The 1,309-nt window shown below is 40.8% G+C and carries 1 protein-coding gene; it reads right to left on the reverse strand.

All coding sequences use genetic code 11. The annotated features are described in order from the left end of the window. Nucleotides 1-442: 442 nt before the first annotated feature. Nucleotides 443-1,167, reverse strand: a protein-coding gene (locus QUB52_RS29140) for an IS1 family transposase (protein ID WP_332976354.1) whose coding sequence is annotated in 2 segments (ribosomal slippage) — nt 443-613 and nt 616-1,167 — 723 coding nt in all. Because the reading frame shifts where the segments join, the coding sequence is not laid out codon by codon here. Nucleotides 1,168-1,309 lie beyond the last annotated feature (142 nt).

A 1,309-nucleotide genomic window follows, 5' to 3' on the forward strand; every position in this document is an offset into this window, starting at 1 on the left:
CTTCTAACAATGGTGAATTTATCTTAAAATATACTCATCACTGATGAACAGTGTTCAATAAGATGCGTTCCCCCTGGTTGAGACAGTAGCACCAGAAATTAGCAGTTTTTTTTTAACTCAGCAGGAGGAACTGCTTCGGGGAGAAAAAGAACCATAAAGACTTGCGTAGGAGAAATAACTCTATCGAGTAAGCAAGCCCAAAAGCTGGGAGTAAATAAGGGGAGTCGTTTGAGTCCTTACCTGGAAAAATGTTGTTTATTATTAGTGGGAAATGAATCATTTGCCAATGCTGAGAAAGACTTAAAAATGTTAACAGGAATTTATGTGCCTCACAGTACACAACATCGGCTATTAGAGCGTTATAAATTTCCTGAAGCTGAAGCGGTAGTGCCCTGAAGGAAAGGATCGGATAACAAAACCGGATTCAAATTAAAACAGGCATCTAAAGTTGTAAATTAGCATTATAATGATGCACAAAGCGCCAAATAGCAGCAATATGATTTTCTAATTTTTTAGAGAAGGCTAAGCTTTTTCTTACCAGTCGAGATACTCGTTGTCGAATAGTACAGTTGAAGCGCTCGATATAGCTAGTAAAACCACTATCTTTATCTACACGGCGCGATGACGCTTACTGGGCAATACAGAATCATAAGCACTCCAATGATCGGTATAAATTACTGCACATTGACGGTATACTGGTGGCCTTGAATTCCATAAAGCTTGAGCCGATACTGCGCTACGATCTCCAATATGTACACCAACAATTTCCCTAGTCTGTGCATCCAATGCCAGCCAGACCCACTGCTGATTTCCTTTACTATCAACGAATGACCATAACTCATCCATCTGAACACTCAAGCGCTTTTTTTCCTTGGGAGTCACCTCCACTTGCTTCTTAACAGTCGCCGCTTGGCTATTAACGTATCGCTGCACTGTATCTTCTGACACTTGTAGTACCCGAGCAATTCCCGCCTGAGAAATACGTTCAAGTAGCATCCGTGACATTAATTCCTTTTGTTCTTTTGTAATAGGTTTCCATCCCGGATTTAAAACAAATTGACGACCACATTCTCGGCATTTATAATTTTGTTTGTGCTGCCTAGTCTTACCGTTCCGACTAACTTCTTTTGAGCCACAATTAGGGCAAGAATTAATTTCTAATGTCATATCACTCTATGGCAAACACTTCTCTAATTATAGCTTGCTCCGATCCTTTCCTTCAGGGCACTACCGCTGAAGCTACCGAGCAAGTAAAAGCATTGAGTATAGACGGAGGAAACGTCAGACTGAGAACGGCATTAGGAGAAGA

Origin of the sequence: Microcoleus sp. A6-C6 (assembly GCF_036705955.1) — a bacterium.
Classification (GTDB): domain Bacteria; phylum Cyanobacteriota; class Cyanobacteriia; order Cyanobacteriales; family Microcoleaceae; genus Microcoleus.